The sequence below is a fragment of the Corynebacterium sp. CNCTC7651 genome, assembly GCF_021496665.1.
Classification (GTDB): domain Bacteria; phylum Actinomycetota; class Actinomycetes; order Mycobacteriales; family Mycobacteriaceae; genus Corynebacterium.
On sequence record NZ_CP071246.1, the window covers coordinates 428,827 to 450,853 of the forward strand.

22 protein-coding genes are annotated in these 22,027 nt (G+C 66.9%); 17 read left to right on the forward strand and 5 right to left on the reverse strand.

Annotated features, from left to right (window positions below):
- The first annotated feature begins 2 nt into the window (after positions 1–2).
- Positions 3–1,106: a sugar phosphate nucleotidyltransferase gene (locus JZY91_RS02100; protein WP_234948346.1), complete on the forward strand. Its 1,104-nt coding sequence runs from the start codon at positions 3–5 to the stop codon at positions 1,104–1,106.
- Between the two features lie 307 nt (positions 1,107–1,413).
- Positions 1,414–1,662, forward strand: coding sequence for a WhiB family transcriptional regulator (locus tag JZY91_RS02105; RefSeq protein WP_187370955.1), 249 nt, complete (start codon positions 1,414–1,416; stop codon positions 1,660–1,662).
- A gap of 67 nt (positions 1,663–1,729) precedes the next feature.
- On the opposite strand, the gene JZY91_RS02110 is transcribed toward JZY91_RS02105, so the two are convergent.
- Positions 1,730–2,134 carry a metallopeptidase family protein gene (locus JZY91_RS02110; RefSeq protein WP_234949016.1) on the reverse strand — a complete coding sequence of 135 codons (405 nt, stop codon included), beginning with the start codon at positions 2,132–2,134 and terminating at the stop codon, positions 1,730–1,732.
- A gap of 285 nt (positions 2,135–2,419) precedes the next feature.
- Between JZY91_RS02110 and JZY91_RS02115 the strand changes: the two genes are divergently transcribed.
- From JZY91_RS02115 to manA, 4 genes are read left to right on the forward strand one after another with little or no spacing between them, the layout of a single operon-like run.
- Positions 2,420–2,857 (forward strand): DUF3499 family protein, encoded by a 438-nt coding sequence (locus tag JZY91_RS02115; protein WP_234948347.1) that lies wholly within the window; start codon positions 2,420–2,422, stop codon positions 2,855–2,857.
- A gap of 10 nt (positions 2,858–2,867) precedes the next feature.
- Positions 2,868–4,238 (forward strand): phosphomannomutase/phosphoglucomutase, encoded by a 1,371-nt coding sequence (locus JZY91_RS02120; protein WP_234948348.1) that lies wholly within the window; start codon positions 2,868–2,870, stop codon positions 4,236–4,238.
- A gap of 24 nt (positions 4,239–4,262) precedes the next feature.
- A complete protein-coding gene (locus tag JZY91_RS02125; protein WP_234948349.1) occupies positions 4,263–5,270 on the forward strand; it encodes a hypothetical protein in 1,008 nt (335 codons plus the stop codon).
- A 58-nt stretch (positions 5,271–5,328) separates the two neighbouring features.
- Complete coding sequence (manA, locus tag JZY91_RS02130) at positions 5,329–6,546, forward strand: mannose-6-phosphate isomerase, class I (protein WP_234948350.1); 1,218 nt, start codon at positions 5,329–5,331, stop codon at positions 6,544–6,546.
- A gap of 18 nt (positions 6,547–6,564) precedes the next feature.
- Here manA and JZY91_RS02135 read toward each other — a convergent pair whose 3' ends face one another.
- Positions 6,565–7,326: a hypothetical protein gene (locus tag JZY91_RS02135; RefSeq protein WP_234948351.1), complete on the reverse strand. Its 762-nt coding sequence runs from the start codon at positions 7,324–7,326 to the stop codon at positions 6,565–6,567.
- A gap of 197 nt (positions 7,327–7,523) precedes the next feature.
- On the opposite strand from JZY91_RS02135, the gene JZY91_RS02140 reads away from it, so the two are divergent.
- The 9 genes from JZY91_RS02140 (at position 7,524) to secA (ending at position 18,274) form a co-directional block, all read left to right on the forward strand.
- On the forward strand, positions 7,524–7,883 hold the full coding sequence (locus tag JZY91_RS02140) for a DUF4259 domain-containing protein (RefSeq protein WP_234948352.1): 360 nt from the start codon (positions 7,524–7,526) through the stop codon (positions 7,881–7,883).
- 88 nt (positions 7,884–7,971) lie between these two features.
- Positions 7,972–9,405, forward strand: coding sequence for an adenosylhomocysteinase (ahcY, locus tag JZY91_RS02145; protein WP_234948353.1), 1,434 nt, complete (start codon positions 7,972–7,974; stop codon positions 9,403–9,405).
- Between the two features lie 27 nt (positions 9,406–9,432).
- Positions 9,433–10,047 carry a dTMP kinase gene (locus tag JZY91_RS02150; RefSeq protein WP_234948354.1) on the forward strand — a complete coding sequence of 205 codons (615 nt, stop codon included), beginning with the start codon at positions 9,433–9,435 and terminating at the stop codon, positions 10,045–10,047.
- Positions 10,048–10,058: 11 nt separating this feature from the next.
- Entirely contained in the window at positions 10,059–10,742 is a 684-nt protein-coding gene (mtrA, locus tag JZY91_RS02155; RefSeq protein WP_234948355.1) for an MtrAB system response regulator MtrA, read from the forward strand.
- 8 nt (positions 10,743–10,750) lie between these two features.
- On the forward strand, positions 10,751–12,406 hold the full coding sequence (gene mtrB, locus JZY91_RS02160; RefSeq protein WP_370639237.1) for an MtrAB system histidine kinase MtrB: 1,656 nt from the start codon (positions 10,751–10,753) through the stop codon (positions 12,404–12,406).
- A complete protein-coding gene (lpqB, locus tag JZY91_RS02165) occupies positions 12,396–14,111 on the forward strand; it encodes an MtrAB system accessory lipoprotein LpqB (protein WP_234948356.1) in 1,716 nt (571 codons plus the stop codon). The genes mtrB and lpqB overlap by 11 nt, the downstream gene beginning before the upstream one ends.
- Before the next feature lie 117 nt (positions 14,112–14,228).
- Positions 14,229–14,732, forward strand: a complete 504-nt coding sequence (locus JZY91_RS02170; RefSeq protein ID WP_234948357.1) for a ComF family protein — start codon at positions 14,229–14,231, stop codon at positions 14,730–14,732.
- A 120-nt stretch (positions 14,733–14,852) separates the two neighbouring features.
- Positions 14,853–15,563 (forward strand): ribosome hibernation-promoting factor, HPF/YfiA family, encoded by a 711-nt coding sequence (gene hpf, locus JZY91_RS02175; protein ID WP_234948358.1) that lies wholly within the window; start codon positions 14,853–14,855, stop codon positions 15,561–15,563.
- A gap of 146 nt (positions 15,564–15,709) precedes the next feature.
- Positions 15,710–18,274 carry a preprotein translocase subunit SecA gene (gene secA, locus JZY91_RS02180; protein ID WP_234949018.1) on the forward strand — a complete coding sequence of 855 codons (2,565 nt, stop codon included), beginning with the start codon at positions 15,710–15,712 and terminating at the stop codon, positions 18,272–18,274.
- Positions 18,275–18,301: 27 nt separating this feature from the next.
- Here the strand turns inward: secA and JZY91_RS02185 are convergent, their stop codons facing one another.
- Entirely contained in the window at positions 18,302–18,679 is a 378-nt protein-coding gene (locus JZY91_RS02185) for a hypothetical protein (protein ID WP_234948359.1), read from the reverse strand.
- Between the two features lie 150 nt (positions 18,680–18,829).
- Between JZY91_RS02185 and JZY91_RS02190 the strand changes: the two genes are divergently transcribed.
- Both JZY91_RS02190 and JZY91_RS02195 read left to right on the forward strand, forming a co-directional pair.
- A complete protein-coding gene (locus JZY91_RS02190) occupies positions 18,830–19,243 on the forward strand; it encodes an HAD-IA family hydrolase (protein WP_234949019.1) in 414 nt (137 codons plus the stop codon).
- On the forward strand, positions 19,243–19,737 hold the full coding sequence (locus tag JZY91_RS02195) for a hypothetical protein (protein WP_234948360.1): 495 nt from the start codon (positions 19,243–19,245) through the stop codon (positions 19,735–19,737). Before JZY91_RS02190 ends, JZY91_RS02195 begins: the two co-directional genes overlap by 1 nt.
- Here the strand turns inward: JZY91_RS02195 and rsgA are convergent.
- Entirely contained in the window at positions 19,711–20,736 is a 1,026-nt protein-coding gene (gene rsgA, locus JZY91_RS02200) for a ribosome small subunit-dependent GTPase A (RefSeq protein WP_234948361.1), read from the reverse strand. The two genes, JZY91_RS02195 and rsgA, sit on opposite strands and share 27 nt — an antisense overlap.
- Entirely contained in the window at positions 20,736–22,016 is a 1,281-nt protein-coding gene (gene aroA / locus JZY91_RS02205) for a 3-phosphoshikimate 1-carboxyvinyltransferase (protein WP_234948362.1), read from the reverse strand. Before aroA ends, rsgA begins: the two co-directional genes overlap by 1 nt.
- Positions 22,017–22,027 lie beyond the last annotated feature (11 nt).

Below are 22,027 nucleotides of genomic sequence, written 5' to 3' on the forward strand. Positions count from 1 at the left end.
GTATGGAACTTCACTCCGCGCCGGGTACTGAGCGGGCGGCGCACACGGACGCCGTGATTTTGGTCGGCGGCCAGGGCACGCGCCTGCGGCCGCTCACGGTGGCGACGCCGAAGCCGATGCTGCCCACTGCGGGCTACCCGTTTTTGAGCCACCTGCTGGCGCGCATCGCGGCGGCGGGGATGCGGCACGTGGTGTTGGGCACGTCGTATAAGGCGGAGGTGTTCGAGGCGTACTTCGGCGACGGCGCGGAGTTCGGCCTCGAGATTGAGTACGTGGTGGAGGAAGAGGCGCTGGGCACCGGCGGCGCGATCCGCAACGTGTACGACAAGCTGCGCTTCGACACCGCGATGGTGTTCAACGGCGATGTCCTCTCCGGCGCGGACCTCGGCGCGATCTTGGACACCCACCACGCCGGCGAGGCGGATGTGACGCTGCACCTGGTGCGCGTGCCGGACCCGCGCGCGTTCGGCTCGGTGCCCACGGACGAGGACGGCCGGGTGCTGGCGTTTTTGGAGAAGACGGAGGATCCACCGACGGACCAGATCAATGCCGGCTGCTACGTGTTCAACCGCGAGATCATCGAGCGCATCCCTGCCGGGCGTGTGGTGTCTGTTGAGCGGGAGGTTTTCCCGGGCTTGCTTTCCGACGGTGCACGGGTGCTCGGCCACGTCGATTCCTCCTACTGGCGGGATATGGGCCGCCCGAGTGATTTTGTACAGGGCTCGTCGGACTTGGTGCGCGGGATTGCGTACTCGCCGCTCTTGGAGGGGCGCACGGGAGAGTCGCTGGTGGATCCGTCCGCGGGAGTTGCGGGCGGGGTGATTCTCATGGGCGGCACGGCGGTGGGCCGCGGGTCGGTGATTGGCGCGGGCTCGCGTATCGACGATTCCGTGATCTTCGACGGTGTCACCGTCGAACCGGGCGCGATTGTTCGTAACTCCATCATCGCCTCGGGCGCGCGGATCGGCGCGAATGTGCGCATCCAGGATTGCGTGATCGGCGAAGGTGCGCGCATCGGCGCCCGCTGCGAGCTGCAGGGCGGCATGCGCGTGTGGCCGGGTGTGGAGATCCCGGATACCGGCATCCGCTTCTCCCCGGACGCGTAGCGACACGCCGAATCGGCCAACTTGTTACTCGCGCGACACCCCCATACAACATCTAGTACCCCCTCACTTCACCCCCGGCAGGGGCCCCCTGAAACGTCCGCAAACTTCTGTGACTGGTGAGGCGTTTTACGGGCCAAAACCATAAGTTTGCCACCTGATCGAGGGCAGGAGGTTGCGGCTATTTAGTGGTTCGGTGTCTAATCGCATTGGTGTAAGTTACACACAGCGAAGAACCACTATCACTGAGGAAGGAGGCGTGGGGGCTATGGCAGATGACGCCATTCTCCGAGGCGCTGCCGCGGGAGGCATGACCCTCGACGAACTGTTCGGCACCGTCGAGCAGGAGTGGCAGGACCAAGCGCTCTGCGCACAGACCGACCCGGAGGCCTTCTTCCCTGAGAAGGGTGGTTCAACCCGCGAGGCCAAGCGGATCTGCAAGGCCTGCGCAGTCCGGGATGAATGCCTGGAATACGCCCTCGAGCATGACGAGCGTTTCGGTATCTGGGGCGGTCTCTCCGACCGTGAGCGCCGCCGTCTGAAGAAGCAGCTCGGCTAAACCTCCTGCACAAGCCGGGGCGGAAACCCATTCCGCCGGGACGAGCACCGTCGGCCAGTAGAAATCGCTACCAGGGGAAATCCGGGTCCACGTCCCGCGGGTCGAGGTTTAGGTAGTACGCCACCAACGCCGTCAAGATCCAGGTGATCAGCTCGGAGCGCTCCTCCAAAGTCTTGGCCCTCTGTTCCACCGGCCGCCGGAACACTACAAACCGCGCCCGCGTCGGGTTGCCATAACGGTCCACGCCCGCCTCCAAAACGCGCCCGAGCGGAACGGGCCCGTCGGCGACGATCTCGTCGGGGAGCACGTCGGCGTCGGCACGCAAGCGCATACGTGGAATCGTGTCCACCGCAAGGTCAACGCCAGAGAGTTGTTCGAAGTAGGCGTTGTGCAGCGGCGCGTAGTTCTCCAGCACGAGCTGGTCAAACGCCATGGAGCGGGTGCGGTAGCGCGGCACGCCGACGGGCAGCATCGGCCCGCGCGCGCCGCGGCCGTGCCGGTCCCGCCCGGGACGCAGATGCAACGGCCCCGCCGCGCTCAGCGGATCAGCCGAGCGCGCCGGATTAGCATCGCCACCCGCCCGCTCCGGCCTACTCGCATCCTGCCTCTCCATGGCCCCACAGTGTAAGGCCGCGCGCGCCGCTTTCGGCCCACCCACGCCGCGCCTCGCCCTACCCAAAACTCAAGTAGGGGTTTACACTTACTCGCCGTGAATACTTTCCGTCGTTGTTGCCGGCCGGGCTGCGGAAGACCCGCCGTGGCTACGCTCGTGTACGCCTACGCGGAGTCGACGGCGGTGGTTGGCCCGCTCGCGCCGGTGGCGGACCCGCACGCCTGGGACTTGTGCGAGCGCCACTCCGCCCACATCACCGCCCCGGTGGGGTGGGAAATGGTGCGCGTGGAGCAGGTCGACATCACGGACGATGAGCTGGAGGAGCTGGACGAGGACGAACTCACCGCCCTTGCGGAAGCGGTGCGCGAAGCCGGCCGCGTCACCACCGGCTTGGTGGACACGTCGGCCGACCCGATCGATTACGGCGCGTCCCACGATTTCAACGATCCAGCAACGTCCAACCACCCGGTTCACCGCACGAAGCGCGTGGAGCAGCAGGCCGCCGCGGAGCGCGCCCAGCGCCGCTCGCACCTGCGCGTGGTGCCGGAGCCTGAGGCGAACCACAGCACGTCGCAGCCTTAAGATAGCCCGCATGGCTATCACGCACACCAGCGAATCCCTGGACAAACTCATCAAGGCGTACGACATCCGCGGGGTTGTCGGGGAGAGCATCGATGAAGGTGTCGCCGAGCGCATCGGTGCCGCGTTCGCGCACATCCTGTACGGCGAGGGGGAGCGCCGCATCGCGGTGGGCTACGACATGCGCCCGTCCTCCCCGCAGCTCGCCGCCGCGTTCGCCGCCGGTGCCGCGTCGCAGGGGCTCGACGTCATCGACCTCGGCCTCACCTCCACCGACGAGCTCTACTTTGCCGCCGGCACCCTCAACTGCGCGGGCGCGATGTTCACTGCCTCCCACAACCCGGCGCAGTACAACGGCATCAAGCTCTGCCGCGCGGGCGCCACCCCGGTCTCCACCGACACCGGGCTCGCCCAGATTAAGCGCATGCTTATCGACGGCACTCCGGACAGCGCGGCGGAAAAAGGGAACGTCGAAAAGCAAAATGTGCTCGGGCAGTACGCGGAGTTTTTGCGCACCCAGGTGCCGGTGCCCGCGACTCGGAGCCTGACTGTCGCGGTGGATGCCGCGAACGGCATGGCCGGGCTGACGGTGCCGGCGGTGCTGGGAGATATGGACGTGCGCGATCTGTACTTCGAGCTGGACGGCACATTCCCCAACCACGAAGCCAACCCGCTGGACCCGAAGAACCTGGTGGACCTGCAGAAGTTCACCGTCGAGCAGGGTGCGGACATCGGGCTCGCGTTCGACGGGGACGCGGACCGGTGCTTCGTGGTGGATGAGCAGGGCAAGCCGGTGTCGCCGTCCGCGATTACGGCGCTGATTGCGTCGCGCACGCTGGCAGAGCACCCTGGGGCGACGATTATTCACAACCTGATTACGTCGCGCGCCGTGCCGGAGATCGTGGAGGAATGCGGCGGCACCGCGGTGCGCACGCGCGTCGGGCACTCCTACATCAAGGCGGAGATGGCCGAGCGTGGGGCGCTGTTCGGCGGCGAGCATTCCGCGCACTACTACTTCAGCGAGTTTTTCAACGCGGATTCCGGCCTGGTGGCGGCGCTGCACGTGCTTGCGGCCCTGGCGGAGCAGGACCAGCCGCTGAGCGCGCTGATGGCGCAGTTTGAGCGCTACGAGGCGTCCGGCGAGATTAACTCCGAGGTCGCGGACCAGGCAGCGGCGACGCAGCGGGTGCTGGACGCGTTCGCGGACCGGACCGCGGGCGTCGATCGCCTGGACGGCGTGACGGTGCAGCTCAAGGATTCCAAGGCGTGGTTCAACGTCCGCGCGTCCAACACGGAGCCGCTGCTGCGCCTGAATGTAGAGGCCCCGACCCGGGCAGAGGTGGACGCGCTGGTGGAGGAAATTCTGGGTGCGATCCGCGCGTAGCGTCCGCGCCTAGGATCGGGAGGCATGGACGAGACGTACTACACCGGCGCCGGGCACTACGACCGGGAAACGGTCCGCTTCTTCGATGTCGCCCACGAGGGCGCGCAGCTGCGTGCCGTGGCGCAGGCGGTTGGCCGCTTGGAGCGGTTGCGCGGGTTGAATCCGCGCTCCGTGGTAGTGGTTGGCACGGATCAGATCGCCCGCGCCGCTGCCCGGGCGGTCGCCTGCCTGCGCACGCCGCTTGACCTGCCGCTTGTGGTGACGGAGGCGCTGCCGACCTACGTCGGGCCGCTGGACGTGGTGCTCATGGTCGGCGACGCTGCCGCCCGCGAGGCGGACGCGCGTGGTCTTGCCACCGCAGCCTCCCGCGGCGCCGAGACAATCCTTGCTGGTCCTGCACGCGGCCCGCTTATCGACGATGCCCCGAAACCAACCACCATCCTGCCTGCCCTCCCCACGGCCGCTGGCGCGTCGCCGGCGCGCACGATGGCCGCAGTGGCCGCTGTGCTCGACGCGCTCACCGGTGACGGCGACGTGATTGCCGGCCAGCTGGAGGTCCTCGCCGAAGAGGTCGACGCGGAGCTCACCGCCCTTTCCCCGGAGCGGGATGAGTCGGTCAACCCGGCCCACCAGCTGCGAGCATTCGCGGCGGATGCGCGGGTGATCCACACCGGCCTGTCCCGCTGCGGCCGCGCGATCGCCCCGCTCATCGCTGAGCTGTGGTCCGCTCGCGGGCTGGCGTCCGGCTTCGTCGACGCGGAAGAGCTCGCGCTTGCGCAGGAGTTCGCCCGACCTGCCGGGGCGCCGGACGCGGCCGACATCTTCTACGACCCGCTGATCGACGGGCCGCTGGAACTGGTACCGTTAAAGACCGTTCTGTGGGCACAGCAGCCGGGGGATGACTCCGTGGCGGCCGTGCCCAACTCGCGCGCTGAGTATGTCGAGGCGGCGGGGCTGGGCGACACTGCCCAGGCGTTGCGCTTGATCGCGCGCGCTTACGCCGCCACTGCCCTCGACGATCTGCAGGCATGATGCCCATGATGTGTCAGCACGCGGGGCCGCCCGTTACCGCCTAAGAGGAGTCGCTTCGATGGAGTACCTCGAGGGGGCGCTGCGCACGTACCCGTGGGGGTCGCGCACGCTCCTCGCATCCTTACGCGGTACGCCAGCTCCCGCACCGACGCCTGAGGCGGAGCTTTGGTTCGGCGCGCACCCTGCCGCACCCTCGCGTGTCGACGGCGCTTTGCTCGACGCCGTCATTTCCAACGACCCCGAGGCTGCCTTGGGCGCGCGGGTCGCCGCCGACTTTGACGGGCAGCTCCCATTCCTGGTCAAGCTGCTGGCTGCTGGGGAGCCGCTCTCCATCCAGGCGCACCCGTCCGCCGCGCAGGCGCGGGAAGGCTTCGAGCGCGAGAACGCGCTGGGGATTGCCCTGAATGATTCCCGCCGCAATTACAAGGATCCGAACCCGAAGCCGGAGCTCATCGTTGCGTTGACGAAATTCCACGCGCTGGCCGGCTTCCGGCCGGTGGCGCAAACGCAGCAGCTGTTCGCCGTGCTGGGTGGCCTCGGCCGCTACGCCGGCGTACTAGACCCCGCCCAGCCGAGCGAGAGCCTGCGGACCATTTTCACCACGCTGATCTCGCTGCCGTCGGCACTGCGATTGGCCCTGCTGGAGGATGTGGCCACGGCCGCGGCAGAGCTGGCTGAGACCGCCCCAGAGCCGTGGATGGCCGAGGTAGCACGCACGTTTCTGCGGCTGGCCGACCGCTACCCGGGCGATGTCGGCGCGCTTGCGGCGCTGCTACTCAACCACGTCACCCTGCAGCCGGGTGACGCGCTGTACCTCGCCGCAGGTCAGCTCCACGCCTACCTCTCGGGGCTCGGCGTGGAGGTGATGGCCAACTCGGACAACGTGCTCCGCGGCGGCCTGACATCCAAGCATGTGGACGTGCCGGAGCTGGTCCGCGTGTTGGACTTCAGCGAACTGTCGGACCCGCACGCGCCTGCGGAGGTCGCGGACGGCACCACGTTGTTCAACTTGCCAATCGACGCCTTCACCGTCTCCCGCCACCGCCTTGGCGCAGGTAGCGAGCTCCGTGCAGATACAGACGGCCCCGCCGTCGTGCTGTGCACCGCTGGCCGCGCCCAAACCGGCGGCTCCGGCGGCTCCAGCGGCTCCGGCGAGTTCGCGCTCACGCCGGGCCAAGCGGCGTGGATCCCCGCCTCCGACCCAGCCGTGACCTTCACCGCGGCCGACGGGGAGGGCGCTGAGCAGTTTGCAGAGCTGTTTTACGTGCGGGCGTGAGAACGCTCCGTCGTCAAGCTAGGGCTCAACCGGGGTGGTGGGGGTGAGCTCGGCCCCGGACTCGACCGCGACGGACTCGGCAGTTTCGGGGGTGGCCACGGTGGTCGCCGTCGCGGTGGCCACCTCCTGCGATGCTGGCGTGCGCACGCTGGTCTCCGGCTCCTCCGCCGGGGTCGGGGACGGAGCCTCGGAGGTGGCCGTAGTCACGGCCTCGGTGCTGTTCGGCGGGGTCGTCTGCGGCTCCAGCACGGTGCTCTCCGGCTCGGGCACGCGACTCGGCGCGACCGGCGTATTCGTTGCCCCAGGAACACCAGGAGTCTCAGGAGCCCCGGTCGGGCTGGGCTGCTCCTGCGAGGGCGGACGCACATTCGTCGGCCGGTAGACCGCGGTGGGCGCAACGGAGCGCGGCGCGGATGTCACAGCCAGCGGAGGCGCGTACGGGTCCGCCTCCATCCGGTAGCTGGAGTTGGCCTGAGGCGCCAGCGCAACATCGCTGCCCCCGGCCCCGTACTGGTTCGCGTGCTGCGCCTGCCCGGCATCGGCTGGCCTCGGCGGGCGGCTGGACCTCGGCTGGGGGGATTCGCTCTTGCGTGACGACGGTCCACTTTCACCCGACGCCGAACTCGTCTGCGCGACAACCGGCGCGGGCGAATTGGAGGTATACCCCGCCGTTACCGTGCGGTCCGGCGTGGATGCGTTCCACACCAGCACGCCCACCACAACGGCGAGGGCCAGGCCGGCAAGCATGAAAGCGCCGACGGTGCGTTGGTTCTGCTCCATCTCGCCTCCACAAGTCACAAATAGGTAACGGCCCCTCCGTTGACTGTTTATAACACGCCGGAGGCGGTTTTCAGTACCCTGTGCGAGGAAACACAGCCACCCCGTCGGTGAATTTCAGGTAAATACTCCGCACCGGGGCAATGGCTGACGTATATAGGGCTAAAGCCCAACGAGATGCCCCTGAAAGGATGGACACGATGAGCACGTGGGAGACCGAGATCTTCTCCGCCGAGGAAAACGCCGATTTTCTGGATGATCTGGCGGAATTGGAGCCGGAGGAAATCCTTGAAGCGGTCCGTGATGCGGTGCTGCTGGCGTCCGATGGTGCGTCGCCGAGCGAGGAGGAGCGCCTGAACGGCCTCGCCGCCGCCACGATCGCGGCCATCTGGTCCGGCGCCCCGTTCTCCGCGGGCGAGATCGCGGAGACCTACCCGTTCATCCGCTCCAACCCGGGCGACATCAGCGAAAAACTGGCGGAGGCTGCGGTATCTGTGCTGGAGAACGCGGACGCGAACGGCGATACGGACGTGGACCAGTTCATCGAGGCGCTTTCCTAACCCGGCTAGAGTGGGGGAGTCCGAGCGCCCGCGCCACCGGCGCCTGCGCCACACAGTGATTCGACCCCCTACGAGGAGCGCGCACCAAATGCCTAACTACAAGATCGCGGACATCTCGCTGCACGAGTCCGGCCGCAAGCAGATTGAACTTGCAGAGTACGAGATGCCGGGGCTCATGGCGCTGCGCGAGGAGTACCGCGAGGAGCAGCCGCTGGCCGGCGCGCGGATCGCGGGCTCCATCCACATGACCACGCAGACCGCCGTGCTCATTGAGACGTTGACGGCGCTGGGTGCGGAGGTCCGGTGGGCTTCGTGCAACATTTTCTCGACGGAGGATGCGGCGGCGGCTGCTGTTGTCGTCGGCAAGCAAGGAAGCCCCGAAGATCCCCAGGGTGTGCCGGTGTTCGCCTGGAAGGGTGAGACCCTGGATGAGTACTGGTGGTGCCTGAACCAGGTGTTCGACTGGGGTGAGGGCGTGTACCCGAACATGATCCTGGACGACGGCGGCGACGCCACCATGGCCGTGATCAAGGGCTCCGAGTTCGAGCGCGCGGGTGCCGTGCCGCAGCCGCAGGAGGGCGACTCGGACGAGCAGATCGCGTTCTACACCATGCTGCGCGAGGTGCTGGAGCAGGACAAGGACCGCTGGACGACAACCGCGGAGCACGTCAAGGGCGTGACGGAGGAGACCACCACCGGCGTGCACCGCCTCTACCACTTTGCCAAGGAGGGCCTGCTGCCGTTCCCGGCGATGAACGTGAATGACGCAGTGACCAAGTCCAAGTTTGACAACCGCTACGGCACCCGCCACTCCGTGATCGACGGCATCAACCGCGCGACCGACGTGCTAATCGGCGGCAAGCGCGCGCTGGTGTGCGGCTACGGCGACGTGGGCAAGGGCGTTGCGGAAGCGCTGGACGGCCAGGGCGCGATCGTGTCCGTGACCGAGGTGGACCCGATCAACGCGCTGCAGGCGCTCATGGACGGCTACCAGGTGGTCACGGTGGAGGACGCGATCGCGGACGCGGACATCGTGATTACGGCCACCGGCAACCTGGGCATTATCACCTTCGAGCACATGCTGCAGATGAAGGACCACGCGATCCTGGGCAACATCGGCCACTTCGACAACGAGATTGACATGCACTCGCTGATTCACCGCGACGATGTCACCCGCACCAACATCAAGCCGCAGGTGGACCTGTTCGACCTGCCGAGCGGCAACGCCATCATTGTGCTGTCTGAGGGGCGCCTGCTGAACCTGGGTAACGCGACCGGCCACCCGTCCTTCGTCATGTCCAACTCGTTTGCGGACCAGACCATCGCGCAGATTGAGCTCTTCACCAACGGCGACAACTACGATAACGAGGTGTACCGCCTGCCCAAGATCCTGGACGAGAAGGTGGCCCGCATCCACGTCGAGGCGCTCGGCGGCACGCTCACGGAGCTGAGCAAGGAGCAGGCCGAGTACATCGGCGTCGACGTCGCCGGCCCGTACAAGCCCGAGCACTACCGCTACTAGGCAACCGCTACTAGGCAGGGCATTTCCATGATCATTGCGGTCGAGGGCATCGACGGCGCTGGTAAGCGCACGCTTGTCGACGGTATTTTGCAGGACCTCAACGCGGAAAGCGTTGCCACCTTGGCGTTTCCGCGCTACGAGGAGTCCGCGGCGGCGCAGCTCGCCCAGGCCGCGCTGCACGGCGCGATGGGCGATATGACGGACTCGCCGTACGCCATGGCGGCGATGTTCGCGCTGGACCGCCATGGTGCGCGCGACACGCTTCTGCGCGCGGCGGACAACCCGGACGAGGTGCTGATCCTGGACCGCTACGCCGCCTCCAACGCCGCGTACACGTGGGCGCGCTCCGGCGACGAAACCGCGGTGCGTTGGGTAGAAGAGCTCGAGTTTTCCAAGCTTGGGCTGCCGCGGCCGGATTTGCAAGTGTTCGTCGATACGCCGCCCGAGGTGGCGTCGGCACGCGCGGTGCAGCGCGCCGAGGATGACCCGCAGCGGGCCCGCGACCGCTACGAGCGCGATGCCGGGCTCCAGCTGGCGACGTATGAGGCGTACCTGCGCCTGGCCGAGCGCTCCTGGGCGGGTCCCTGGGTGGTTTCGACTGATCCGGCCGTTATCATGCGGAGTATCAACGATTCTTGCTAAGGAGCCAACGCATGCCGCCGAAGATTTTGGTTGTAGACGACGATCCAGCAATCAACGAGATGCTGACCATCGTGCTCGAGGCTGAAGGCTTTGCGACGGAATCGGTCACCGACGGCGCCGCGGCCGTGCCCACGTTCCGTTCCACCAACCCGGACCTGATCCTGCTGGACCTGATGCTGCCGGGCATGAACGGCATTGACATCTGCCGCGAAATCCGCAAGGAATCCGGCGTGCCGATCGTGATGCTCACCGCGAAAACGGACACGGTGGATGTGGTTCTGGGCCTGGAATCCGGGGCGGACGACTACATCACCAAGCCCTTCAAGCCGAAGGAGCTGGTGGCCCGAATCCGCGCCCGCCTGCGCCGCACGGACGAGGAACCGTCCGAGATCCTGCACATCGGTGACTTGACCATCGATGTGCCGCAGCACATGGTCACCCGCGACGGCCAAGAGATCGGCCTCACCCCGCTGGAGTTCGACCTGCTGCTGGAGATGGCGCGCCGCCCCAACCAGGTGCACACCCGCGAGGAGCTGCTGGAGAACGTGTGGGGTTACCGCAACGCGTCCGACACCCGTCTGGTCAACGTCCACGTGCAGCGCCTGCGCTCCAAGATTGAACATGACCCGGAGAACCCGGAGATCATCCTCACCGTGCGCGGCGTGGGCTACAAGACCGGCCGGACGGAGGCATAGCCCTGGCGGTGAACCGGCTGAAGCGTGCGGGGGAGCGCGCCTCCGAATCTTGGCGCACCTCCCTCCAGGTGCGCTTCGTGGGCACCGTCTTGCTCGTATCGACGGTGGTGATGCTGGTCCTCGGGTTCACCCTGGCCACCGTTGTGTCCCAGCGCATCGCCCAATCCAAGATCGACGCGGCGAGTGTGGAAATTGACCGCGCCCGCGTGGTGGTGGAGGAGCAGATTGACACCACCAGCTCCACGTCTTCGCTCCAGGCGCGCCTGAACAGCGCCCGCGCGAGCTTGACCCAGCGCACCCAGCAAGGTTCCGACGTGGCCAACGTGTACGAGCCAGTGCTGCTGGTGCAAAGTTCGCTGGGTGTGGTCACGTCCTCGCCGGAGTCCTACCGGGTGCCGGACAGGTTGGTGGAGTACGTCTCTCAAGGCAACGTGGCGTACCAATTCGCGGTGGTGGAGCGGCCGGACGGGTCGCCGTACAACGCGCTGATCATCGGCACACCGACCGATTCGGACGTGCCCAACCTGCAGCTCTACCTGGTCACCAACATGGACGATGAGGCCTCCACGCTCGCGCTTATGCGCGGCATCCTGGCGTCTGCCGTCTTGATCGTGATCGTGCTACTGGTGGGCATTGCGTGGCTGGCGTCCCAGCAGATCGTCGCCCCGGTGCGCTCCGCCTCCCGCACCGCGGAACGTTTCGCCGCCGGCCACCTGCGTGAACGCATGCCGGTCGAGGGCGAAGACGAAATAGCGGTGCTTGCCCTTTCCTTCAACAACATGGCGGACAAGCTCTCGCGCCAGATCAACCAGCTCGAGGAGTACGGCGACTTGCAGCGCCAGTTCACCTCCGACGTGTCGCATGAGCTGCGCACGCCGCTGACCACGGTGCGCATGGCCGCGGACTTGATCGCCGCGGACCAGGACTCGCTCGACCCCTCCGCCCGCCGCGCCTCCGAGCTGATGACGCGCGAGCTGGACCGCTTCGAGGCCCTGCTCAACGATCTGCTGGAGATTTCCCGCCATGACGCGGGCGTGGCGGACCTGGCCAGCACCCGCATGGACGCCCGCGGCCCGATCGAGTCCGCCTGGGCACAAACGCACCACCTTGCGGAGGAGCTCAACGTCGAAGTGCAGTTCGACATCCCGGACACCCAAGTCGAGATTGAGGGAGACCCGCGCCGCATCGAGCGCATTGTGCGCAACCTCATCGCCAACGCCATCGACCACTCGGAGGGCAACCCGGTGCACGTGGCCCTCTTCGAAAACGAGGAAGCCGTGGCCGTCACCGTCACCGACTGCGGCGTGGGCCTGAAACCCGGCCAGGAAGAGTTGGTGTTCAACCGCTTCTGGCGCGCGGACAAGTCCCGCAAGCGCCACTCCGGCGGCACGGGCTTGGGCCTGGCCATCGCCCGCGAGGACGCCCAGCTGCACCGCGGCACCTTGGACGCTGCTGGCGTGCCGGGCGTCGGCTCACAGTTCCGCCTGGTCCTCCCGCGCCACCCGGAGGAGGGGTACACGCACGCCCCGGTGGAGCTGCAGGCGCCGGGCGAACCGGACGATGTCGCGGAGGCCCGCGCGTTGGCGGAAGGGGCTGATGAGGCTGTGGCTGAGGTGGATTGCACGGAACAATCGTCGGCAAGCGAGGTGCCCCGTGAACCTTAAGCGACTCCCCGGCGCGCTGGTCGCCCTGGCCACCACCGGCGCGCTCGCGGCAGGCTGCGCCAGCTTGCCGTCCACCTCGGACCCGCACGTGCTGCGCCCCTACACGCCCCAGGCATCGGCCGCGCCGGTGGTCACGCCGGAGGACGGCAAGGAACCCGATCTGCTGCTGCGCGACTTCTACGCGGCGTCCGCCATCCCGTCGTCGGATTATGAGGCGGCGCGCGCGTTCATGACGCAGCAGGCCAGCGCCGCTTGGGACCCGACGGATGAGACGCTGGTGGTGGACCGCATCGGCGTGAACACGCTGCCGGGCGGCACGCTCAACCGCCGCAGTTTTTCGGTGCACGGCAATGTGGTGGGCGTGCTGGGGCAGGGCGGCTCGTTCCGCCCGGAGCGCGGCACGTACGAGGCGACCATTGAGATGGAGCAAGTCGCCGGGCAGTGGCGGATTTCTTCGCTGCCAGCCGGCGTGGTGCTGGAGCGCACGGAGCTGCGCAACCAGTATCAGCCGTTCAACCTGTACTTCTTCGACGCGCGCGGCCAGGAGCTGGTGACGGACCGCCGCTGGCTGTTCACCCGCCGGGAGACGCTGCCCAGCGCCCTGATTTCGCTGATCTTGGAGGGCCCGGCGAAACGCCTGTTGCCCGCGGTGCCGGACTCCCTGCCCGCCGAGGTGTCTTACACGGGCTACGAGGACGGCGCGTACCTATTCTCCGGCTTCGGCGCGGTGCGCGAGGACGAGCGCACGCAGTTCGCCGCGCAGGTGGTGTGGACCCTGGCATCCGCCGGCATCTCCGGCCCGTACACCCTCCTGGCGGACGGCGCGCCGCTGGTACCCAACGCCGAAACCCTCACCACGGACGATTTCGTCGAGCTTAGCCCGCTGGTGCAGGCCGCGGGCACCGCACGGCTGTACTCACTGACCGACGGGCGCATTTCGCTTATCGACGGCGGCGTTGCAACCCCCCTCGACGGAGAACTGGGCAACTCCGGCAGCGTGCAAACCGCGGAGATCACGGCGTCCGGGAACTGGGTGGCTGTGCTCGGCGGGACCGGCGAGGCCCCGGCGGTGATACGCGCCGGGGTGCTGGGCGACGAAGGCCGCGACTTCATTACGGCCACCACGTTCACCCGGCCGTCGTTCGAAGCCCGCGCGGCCGCGGTGTGGACGGTTGCGGACGGCACCCGCATCCTGCGCAGCGTGCGCTCCGCCGCGACCGGCGAAGTGACGACGGAGGAAATCTTCGCCGAGATGCCCGACGGGGTGACCGGCAACATCTCAGTGCTGCGGCTGTCCCGCTCCGGCGCCCGCGTGGTGATGGTGGTGGACGGGCACCTGTATACCGGCATTGTGGAGCGCCGCGCTACGGGCGAGCGCGCAATTGTGAACGTGCTGGAGTACGCCTCCGAGCTGGGCGGTTCTGTGGTTGCGGCGGATTGGCAGCCGGACGGGTCCTTGATAGTGGGCACGTCCAGCTCGGTTTCGCCCGTGCTTCGCGTAGAGCAGGACGGCTCCAGCGCGACAGCGCTTTCCGTGGGCAACATTTCTGCGCCTGTGGTGGCGGTGGCGGCTTCCCCGGGCATGCTCTACGTCACTGACGCGAACGCGGTGCTGCAGCTTCCCAGCACGGGTTCGGACAACCCGCTGTGGCGCGAAGTCCCCGGATTGGAGGGCGTGCGCGCGCTGCCGATCGTGGCAAAATAGTCGGCTGTGACGGGGTTGGGGGAACTGTTGCTGCCACGGCGGTGTGCGGGCTGCGGCGTTGCGGGGGAGCTATTGTGCACGCGGTGTCGCCTGCTGTTGGCTACGGCGCCGGCGCGCGTGTTTCCGCCGACCTCGCCGCACGTGCCCGTGTTCGCGCTCGGGCCCTACGCAGACCCGCACCGCTCGGTGGTGCTGGCGATGAAGGAGCGTTCCAACCTTGCGGTGCGGCGCCACGTGGGCGCGGTGGTGGATGCCGCGCTGTTGCATTTGGAGGTGCGCGGCGAAATCCCGGAGGGCACGGTGCTGGTGCCGGCACCGACGCGGGAAGCGTCGGCACGCGAGCGCGGCGGGGACCCGGTGGAAGCGTGCTGCAAGGCGACGGGGCGGCCGGTGGCTTCCGTGCTCTCGCTGGGTAAGCGTACCGCGGACCAGAGTGAGCTGGACGCGGCGGCGCGGCGGGCCAACCTCGCGGGCGCGGTCCGGATCGCCGCGGTACCGCGGGGCAGGTGCATCGTGGTGGACGATGTGGTGACTACGGGTGCGACGCTGCAGGCGAGCGTCGAAACGCTGCTGGCGCACGGTGCGGAAGTAGCCGCCTGCCTGGCGATATGTGCGGCGTAAGAGGGGGAGTTAGAGGCGTCGGCGAAACTGGCAGCAGGTTCCCAGGTACCCCGCCCGGATTGGATATAACCAGTTGTATACTTGGGGTGAACCCGTTCCTACTACCCAAGGAGGAAGCAGATGACCTCTGCAGAGCACGACAACGGCGCCGAGGTAGGCCTGAGCCCGTCCGCCCAGGTCACCATCACTGGCCGAAACGTCGAGGTACCGGAACACTTCCAGGAACGCGTGAACGCCAAGTTGGCGAAGATTGAGAAGCTCGATCCTTCGCTGACGTCGTTCCACGTTGAACTCAAGCACGAGCCGAACCCGCGCCGCGAGGCGCAGGCGCAGCGCATCCAGATCACCGCGACCGGCAAGGGCCACCTCGCCCGCGCGGAGGCGAAGGAGGACAGCTTCTACGCTGCGCTGGAATCTGCCGTCGGCAAGCTGGAGCGCTCCCTGCGCAAGGTGAAGGTGCGCCGCGAGATCTCCCGCTCCGGCCACCGTGCCCCGAAGTCCGCCGGTGTGATGGCCGCGGAGCTGGCGAACCAGGCCGCGCAGGACGCGCAGGCGCAGGAGCCGGCACCGGGCAAGTACGACGTTGATCCGTACGCGGACCAGTTCGAAGATTTCGAGCCGGGCCAGATTGTGCGCCGGAAGGTCCACCCCAACACCCCGATGAGCGTGGATGACGCGCTGAGCGAGATGGAGCTGGTGGGGCACGACTTCTACCTCTTCATTGACCAGGAGACGCAGCGCCCGAGTGTGGTGTACCGTCGCCACGCGTTCGACTACGGGCTGATCGCGCTCGCTCCGGAAGGTGAGGCAGACGCGGAGGACGCGGAGTAAATCTGCCGTCGCTCAAAACGCCCGCCGTGCGGAACTCGTTTCCCGCGGCGGGTTTTGCGTTGCACTGATGGACAGGGAGTTCCCAGCTGGCTAGCTGCGAGTCTTACAGTGCGTGTGGGTACAATGGCCCGTTGATTGCTTACCCGATGGAGAAGGACGTATCGCACGTGTTCGGAGGACTGTCCAAGCTGCTGCGCGCTGGTGAAGGGCGCACCGTCAAGCGCCTCGGCAAGATCGCTGACCAGGTCATCGCGCTGGATGAGGAATACTCGAAGCTGACCGATGCCGAGCTGAAGGCCAAGACCGACCAGTTCAGGGCGCAGCTCGCGGACGGTGCCTCGCTGGACGACATTTTGCTTGACGCGTTCGCCACCGCACGTGAGGCTTCGTGGCGCGTGCTGGGGCAGAAGCACTACAAAGTCCAGATCATGGGTGGTGCGGCGCTGCACTTCGGTTCCGTCGCGGAGATGAAGACCGGTGAGGGCAAGACCCTGACCTCGGTGCTGCCCGCGTACCTCAACGCCCTCGAGGGCAAGGGCGTCCACATTGTCACGGTGAACGATTACTTGGCAAAGCGTGACGCGGAGATGATGGGCCGCGTGCACCACTTCCTGGGCCTCGAGGTGGGCGTGATCCTCTCCGAGCTGCGCCCGCCGGAGCGCAAGAAGGCGTACGCCGCGGACATCACCTACGGCACGAACAATGAGCTGGGCTTCGACTACCTGCGCGACAACATGACCCGCTCGCCGGAGGAGATGGTGCAGCGCGGCCACAACTTCGCGATTGTGGATGAGGTGGACTCCATCCTGATCGATGAGGCCCGCACCCCGCTGATCATCTCCGGTCCGGCGGATGGTTCCAGCCAGTTCTACACCGTGTTCTCCCAGCTGGCGCCGCGTATGCGCGAGGGCATCCACTACGAGGTGGACCGCCGCAAGCGCACCGTCGGCGTGTCCGAGGAGGGCGTTGAGTACGTCGAAGACCAGCTGGGCATTGACAACCTGTACGCGCCGGAGCACTCCCAGCTGGTGAGCTACCTCAACAACGCGCTGAAGGCGAAGGAGCTGTTCGAGCGCGACAAGGATTACATCATCCGCCAGGGCGAGGTCCTGATTGTGGATAGCTTCACCGGTCGCGTCCTGCCTGGCCGCCGCTACAACGAAGGCATGCACCAGGCGATCGAGGCGAAGGAAAACGTCGAGATCAAGAATGAAAACCAGACGCTGGCGACGGTGACGCTGCAGAACTACTTCCGCCTGTACAACAAGCTCGCGGGCATGACTGGTACCGCTGAGACTGAGGCGAGCGAGCTGCACCAGATTTACAAGCTGGACGTGGTGGCCATCCCGCCGAACAAGCCAAACCAGCGCCGGGACCGGGACGACCTGATTTACAAGACGCAGGAGGCCAAGTTCTCCGCCGTGGCCGACGATATTGCGGAGCACGTGGAGAAGGGCCAGCCGGTGCTGGTGGGTACCACGTCCGTGGAGCGTTCGGAGTATCTCTCCCAGCTGCTGACCCGCAAGGGGATCAAGCACAATGTGCTGAATGCGAAGCACCACGAGGAAGAGGGCCGCATCATCGCGGAGGCCGGTCTGCCCGGCAAGGTGACGGTGTCCACCAACATGGCCGGCCGCGGTACCGATATCGTGCTGGGCGGCAACCCGGAAATTCTCCTGGACGCCAAGCTGCAGGAGCAGGGCCTCGACCCGTTCGAGGATGAGGAGCGCTACCAGGAGGCGTGGGACGAGCAGCTGCCGAAGGCGAAGGAGCGTTCGCAGCAGCTGGGCGACGAGGTGCGAGAGGCCGGCGGCCTGTACGTGATCGGTACGGAGCGCCACGAGTCGCGCCGCATTGACAACCAGCTGCGCGGCCGTTCCGGCCGTCAGGGCGACCCGGGCGAGACCCGCTTCTACCTCTCCATGCGCGATGAGCTGATGGTGCGCTTCATGGGCACGTCCATGGAGAACATGATGAACCGCCTCAACGTGCCGGACGATGTGCCGATTGAGGCGAAGATGGTGTCCAACGCCATCAAGAGTGCGCAGTCTCGCGTGGAGAACCAGAACTTCGAGATGCGCAAGAACGTCCTGAAGTATGACGAGGTGCTGAACGAGCAGCGCAAGGTGGTCTACCGCGAGCGCCAGGAGATCTTGGGCTCGAAGGACATCGCGGGCCAGGTCCGCCGCATGATCGACGAGACCGTTGGGGCGTACGTTGACGGCGCTACCCGCGAGGGCTACGTCGAGGACTGGGATTTGGACGAGCTCTGGAACGCGCTCGACTCCCTCTACGGGCCGACCGTTTCTGCACAAGAGCTTATCGACGGTACCGGGTACGGCCGCCCGGGCGAGATTTCTGCAGATCAGCTGCGCGAGGCCCTGATCGGAGACGCGCAGGCGCAGTACGACAAGCTGGAGGAGAACGTGGCCGCGATCGGTGGAGAGGAGCAGATGCGCAACATCGAGCGCATGGTGATCCTGCCGATCATCGACACGAAGTGGCGCGAGCACCTCTACGAGATGGACTACCTCAAGGAGGGCATTGGCTTGCGCGCGATGGCACAGCGCGACCCGCTGGTGGAGTACCAGAAGGAGGGCGGCGACATGTTCCAGGCCATGAATGAGGCCGTCCAGGAGGAGACGGTGCGCCAGCTGTTCATGATGCGCAAGCAGTTTGAGCAGCCGGCGGACGCGCCGGTAGAGGCTTAAGGGGCCTTAACACACCTTTACAGCACCTCAGAGCACCTTAAAGGACACGAGCCGGTCGCCGCGCATCCGCGCGGCGAAGCCGTAGCGTTTGCTGCCCACGGCAATGCTGCCGAACACCTCTCCGTTGTCTCTTGTGTGGCAAGAGAGGACGCGCACCTCCCCCTTGGGCAGCGGTTGGTGGCGTTTCGCCCTGATGTGGCTGCGCACGCCGAGGTCAAAGAGCGCCCCGGTGAGAGATGCAATGTCTCGGTTGCCAAACGTCGCGTCGAGCGCCTGGCGCACAAGCGGGGCCATGGGGTCTGTGGGGACGGCCCTGACACCCTGCACGCGCTCGACCTTGGGAAACGTGGCCCGGGGCACAAGCACTTTCATGTGGGTGTGGCCGGGGACTGGGTAGTACGTCAATAGACCTCCTGGGTGTTGGCGCGAGCGCGGGTGGGGCGCGGGATCGGTAGTATTGTGCACGTCCACGCTGCGCGCGATCCAGCCTCGCGCGCACACTTCAATGCACATCAGGCTGGGAACCGTGAAGTGAAAGTGAAGGGAGCGATCCGCATGGAGGGCCTTGTCCTTGACTATGCCGGTGTTCTGGATGTTGAACCTGAGGATCAGGCTCGCTGGCAGGCGCTGATCGCCGCAGTAAAGGAGAAGGGCATTGCCACCGGCATCCTCTCCAACGAGGCCGCCGAAGGCGAGATGGCTGATCGGATCCGTGAATGGGAGTTCCGCGGTGACGTGGATGCCGTGGTGCTCAGCGGCGAGGTCGGGGTGGATAAGCCGGAGCGGGAGGCGTTCCAGGCTGCGGCGGACGCGATCGATGTGCCGTTGAATGACTGCGTGATGATTGACGATGACATTATGAACGTCCGCGCCGCCGTAGAATACGGCATGATCGGCATCCTTCACACGGCGTTCGAGCGCACGGCGGTGGAGATCCAGTCCCTGTTCGATGTTGAGGGCGAATTCTAGTGCGCGTATACATCCCGGCTACGTTCGCAATGTTGGAATCGTTGCAGGACCACGGCGTGCTGCACGCCCGCAACGGCTGGGCATTCGCGGCAACCCCGGAGCTGACGGAGTTTTTCACCTCCGGCGATCAGGAGGAGATCGAGGCTATCGCTTTCGACGATGCTTCGCTGGCCTCAATCCGCCTGTTGGCGATCGGGGATGAGGAGCGTTTCCCGCACCGCCGCGTCGTGGTGTCCGCGGACGCCGAAGCTACGGGTGCGCCGGACATGGGGGAATCCGTGGTGAAGCTGGCCGGCCCGATCGAGCTGAAGGACGTTGCCGCCATCCACGTGGATGTGAAGGAAGCGGAAGAGGCCACGGCGCGCGCGATCGAGCACATCGACGCCGCGGACTTGGGGGATGAGGACGCGGAGCTTGCTGTCGGGGACGCGCAGGACAATTACATGGCGTTTTACGATCCGTCCGAGCTACCGTTTCTCGTCGAGCTGCTTTAAGTCCCACTCGTTGTTGGAGTGCAGTGCGCTGAGTAGGCGCCTCACCGCCTGAACCCGGCGCCCGAGCGGGGAATCAGGGTCGATCCGATCCCAGGCGCACTCCGGGTCCGCCGGCGGGCCGAGGTGGGTGCAGCCGCGCGGACACGCTTCCGCAGCTTCGGCGAGCTCGGGGAACACGTCGATGATGTCCCCGGGTGACACGTGGGCGAGGCCGAAGGAGCGGATGCCGGGGGTGTCGATGACCCAGCCGCCGCCCGCAAGCGGAAGCGCCACGGACTGGGTTGATGTGTGGCGGCCTTTGCCAACGCCGGAGACCTCCCCCGTCGCGCGGTCCGCATCCGGCACGATGCGGTTGACCAGCGTGGATTTACCCACGCCGGAGTGGCCGATCAGCGCGGAAACGTGGCCGGCAATCCGCTCCACCAGGTCGTCGATGGGCTCCTCGATGCCAACCTCGTAGACCTCCACGTCCAAGTCGGTGATCTCGCGCTGGAATTCGGCCGGGTCCGCGAGGTCTGATTTGGTCATGCACACGACCGGGGTCACCCCGCCGTCGAACGCCGCAACCAGCGCTCGCTCCACAAAGCCGGTGCGCGGAGGCGGGTCGGCGGCCGCCACCACAATCAGCATCAGCTCTGCGTTGGCCACAATGATTCGCTCGTAGGGGTCGGTGTCATCCGCCGTGCGCCGCAGCACGCTGGTGCGTTCCTCGCGCTTCACAATCCGCGCCAAGGTGTCCTTTTGCCCGGACGTGTCGCCGACCACGCCCACGCGGTCGCCTACCTCGACGGAAACGCGCTTCAGCTCGCGGGCCCGCATGCAGGTCACCAGCGTGCCGGAATCCAGCATGACGCCCCAGCGCCCGCGGTCCTTGGACACGACCATGCCGTGCTCCGCGTCGTCGTGCGTCGGGCGATCCTTGGACCGCGGTCGCGAGCCCTTGGAGGGGCGGACGCGGACATCAGATTCGTCGTAGTCCCCGAATGAGCGTCCCGCCATTAGCCGCGCACCATCTCAGCCCACATCTGCTCGAAGTCCGGCAGCGTCTTCGCGGTGGTGCCGATGTTCTCCACCTCGACCTCCTCCGTCGTCAAGCCGATGATGGCGCCGGCGGTGGCCATGCGGTGATCGTCGTACGAAGCCCAGGTGCCGCCGCTTAGCCGCGCGGGGTGAATCCGCAGCCCGTCGCCCAGCTCTTCGCAGTGCCCGCCGAGCTTGTTAATCTCCGTGGTCAGCGCCGCCAGCCGGTCCGTTTCGTGGCCGCGCAGGTGCGCGATGCCAGTCAGCTCAGAGACGCTCGACGCCTGCGTGGCCAGCGCGGCGACGGTGGGCGTGAGCTCCCCGATATCGCTCATATCCAGGCGAATGCCGCGCAGGTTGCCGCGCGCCGGACCGCGCACCTCGAGGGTGTGGCCGACCCCGTCGGCGCACAGCTCCACCTCGCAGCCCATGCGCTCCAGGATGTGGCGGATCACGTCGCCCGGCTGCGTGGTGTCCACCGGCCAGTGCGGCACACGCACCACACCGCCGGTCACGGCCGCCGCCGCCAGGAACGGGGTGGCGTTGGACAGGTCGGGCTCGATGGTGAACCTGGTTGCGCGAATCGGCTGCGGCTCCACCCGCCAGGTGTGGCCCTCCGCCTGCACGGCAACGCCGGCCTGTTCCAGCATCTGCACCGTCATCTCGATGTGCGGCATGGACGGCAGCGTCCCGCCCGTGTTGCGCACGGTCACGCCACGGTCGAAGCGGGCGGCGGACAGCAGCAGCCCGGACACGAACTGGGAGGAGCCGGACGCGTCGATGTCCACCACGCCGCCCTCCGCACTGCCGCGCCCGTGCACCGTGAACGGCAAGCTATCGCCCGCAACGGCGACACCGAGGGCGCGCAAGGCCTCCAAAATCGTCGCCATGGGCCGGTTGCGCGCGTAAGGGTCACCGTCGAAAAGCACGGGGCCCTGGGCGAACGCCGCAACGGGCGGCACGAACCGCATGACGGTGCCCGCCAGCCCGCAGTCGATCTTCGCGCCGGTGAGTTCGCCCGGGGTGACGCGGATGCGCCCGTCCTCGTGCGCGAATCCGACGCCCATGGAGGCCAACGCCGCTTCCATCAGGTCGGTGTCGCGGGAGCGTAGCGCGCCGACGATGGTGGATTCTCCGTCCGCAAGGGCGGCGAGAATGTACGCCCGGTTGGTCATGGATTTCGACCCCGGTACCGCAACTGTGTGGGTGATCGGGGTCGGGGAGTACGGGGCCGGCCACAGGTTGGTCATGCGTTTCATCATAATGGAGC